The following is a 2,476-nucleotide window of genomic DNA, read 5'->3' on the forward strand; positions in this document are numbered from 1 at the left end:
CACCGCTGGACCATCGAACGCACCATGTGCGCCACGAGGCGCTCTGTTTGTATCCCCGGCTGAGCCGGGAGGAACTCGGAAGGAGGTTCCTGGGCCGGATGACTTACCTGGATCCGAAAGGTGAAGGGGACAACAGCATGTCAGAAAACCAGTGACCGGGCTCAGTTGTCGGAGATGGTGTGCTGGGCGGCCCGCGCGATATGGCGAAGACTGGATTGTTTGAAGCCCAATCTCCAGAAGATGCAAGTTCCCATCCGCCGGAAATGACAGCTGTAACCGGCGCCGCATTCTGCACGGGGTTTCATTGTTACCCGGTGTACCTCCGGGGTGCGGAGCGATGTCCAACGAGGATATTCAAGGAGATGAGTGGGACGCCTGTGTCGCGCTAGAACGTACAGACAGAGACGAACGTGGGATCGCCTACGGGATGAGAATCCTATGGCGACGGAGGCCCCGTAGTAGTCGCCGGAGTCACGACCGGCCAGGGAGGACGGGAAAGCCGTCCGCATCGGGCGAAGGGGGCCAGGTGATTCGGACACTCGAAGCCGGGAGGTATGCGGAATGCAGAACGCCAAAACGGTGCTGGGTGTCCTGCGTGCACGCGGCAGGCGTGGCCTGCCGTGTGATGAACTGTATCGACAGCTGTTCAACCCGCAGTTGTATCTGCTGGCCTACGGCCGTATCTACGCCAACCATGGCGCGATGACGCCCGGGGTCACATCGGAAACCGTGGACGGCATGTCGCAGCGGAAGATCGATCGGATCATTGAGGCGATGCGCCACGAGCGTTACCGCTTCCGTCCGGTTCGACGTGTCCATATCCCGAAGAAGAATGGGAAGACACGCCCGTTGGGACTGCCGACCTGGTCGGACAAGCTCGTTGGTGAAGTGGTCCGCCTGTTGCTTGAGGCGTATTACGAGCCGATGTTCTCCGACCGCTCTCATGGGTTCCGTCCCCGCCGTGGCTGCCACACCGCATTGCGGGAGGTGGACCACACCTGGACCGGGACGTCCTGGTTCATCGAGGGGGACATCGCCGACTGCTTCGGCAGCCTGGACCACCAGGTCCTGCTGTCGATCCTCGGCGAGAAGATCCATGACCAGCGGTTTCTGCGGCTGGTGCGCAACATGCTGACAGCCGGATACCTGGAGGACTGGAGATGGGGCGCCACGCTCTCCGGAGCACCGCAAGGCGGAGTGGCATCCCCGGTCCTGTCCAACATCTACCTGCACAAACTGGACGAGTTCGTCGATACAGTTCTGATTCCGGAGTACACCCGAGGAGACCGCCGGGCCCGCAACCCGGCTTACCTGGAGTTGCAAAATCTGCTGGCCAAAGCCCGCCGGCGCGGCGACCGGGTCCAAGCCCGAGCGTTGCGTCAGCGGATGGTCAGCCTACCGAGTTCGGATCCGAATGATCCGGGATACCGTAGGCTGCGCTATGTCCGCTACGCAGACGATCACCTCCTTGGTTTCACCGGACCCAAAGCCGAGGCCGAGCAGATCAAACAACGCTTGGCTCAGTTCCTGCGTGACGAACTCAAGCTGGAACTGTCCCAGGAGAAGACACTGATCACTCATGCCCGCACCCGGGCAGCAAGGTTTCTCGGCTATGAGATCACGATCCAGCACAACGACACGAAGAAAACCGGCCGTTACCGTCGGGTCAACGGTCAGATAGCACTCCGTGTCCCGCGGGATGTGATCAAAGCCAAATGCGCCCCCTATATCACCCGCGGAAAACCCGCGAAGAGGACAGCCCTGATCAACAGCAGCGATCACGCGATCGTGGCGACTTTCGGGACCGTCTACCGGGGCGTTGTCCAGTACTACCTGCTTGCCGGAGACGTCTTCCGGCTGCACCGGCTGCAATGGGTCATGGAGACGTCCATGCTCAAGACTCTCGCGGCCAAGCACCGCTCGTCAGTGTCGAAGATGGCCGCCAAGCACAAGGCCAGAATCGAATCTCCCAACGGGCCCCGAGTGTGTTTCGAGGCCCGTATCGAGCGGAAGAACAGGAAACCACTGGTGGCACGATTCGGTGGGATTCCTCTCCAACGGCAGCGGACGGCGGAACTCGCCGACCGTGAGCCAGTCAGGGTGGACTATCCGCAAAAGGAACTCATCGCGAGACTCCTGGCGGACACCTGCGAGATCTGCGGAAGCAAGGGCAACGTGCAAGTGCATCACGTCCGTGCCCTCGCCGACCTCGCACATGCCGGATGGCAGCCTTCCGACTGGGCGCGCGTCATGCTTCACCGGCGACGTAAAACTGTCGTGGCCTGCGACACCTGCCACGACCGCATCCATTCGGAACAGCCAGCCAGACCACTCACGCCGTAGTCACTGGAGAGCCGGATGACCGGGAAACCGTCATGTCCGGTTCGGCGGGAGGCCGCGCGGAACAGGACTCGCCCTCACGGCGAGCACCTCGCCGCGCGGCCGACCCAACGGCCTGGCTCGCCGGCTGCCGCCG

The 2,476-nt window shown here is 62.2% G+C and carries 1 protein-coding gene; it reads left to right on the top strand.

The features are described 5' to 3' along the window. The first annotated feature begins 561 nt into the window (after positions 1–561). Positions 562–2,343 (top strand): reverse transcriptase domain-containing protein, encoded by a 1,782-nt coding sequence (locus ABZ862_RS38405; RefSeq protein WP_360969252.1) that lies wholly within the window; start codon positions 562–564, stop codon positions 2,341–2,343. The last annotated feature ends 133 nt before the right edge of the window (positions 2,344–2,476 follow it).

Source organism: Streptomyces sp. NPDC047000 (assembly GCF_040644295.1).
Lineage (GTDB): Bacteria > Actinomycetota > Actinomycetes > Streptomycetales > Streptomycetaceae > Streptomyces.

Bases quoted from the DNA above. Each gene is read 5' to 3' on its own strand.
- ABZ862_RS38405 (WP_360969252.1), top strand. From the start codon at position 562: ATGCAGAACGCCAAAACGGTGCTGGGTGTCCTGCGTGCACGCGGCAGG.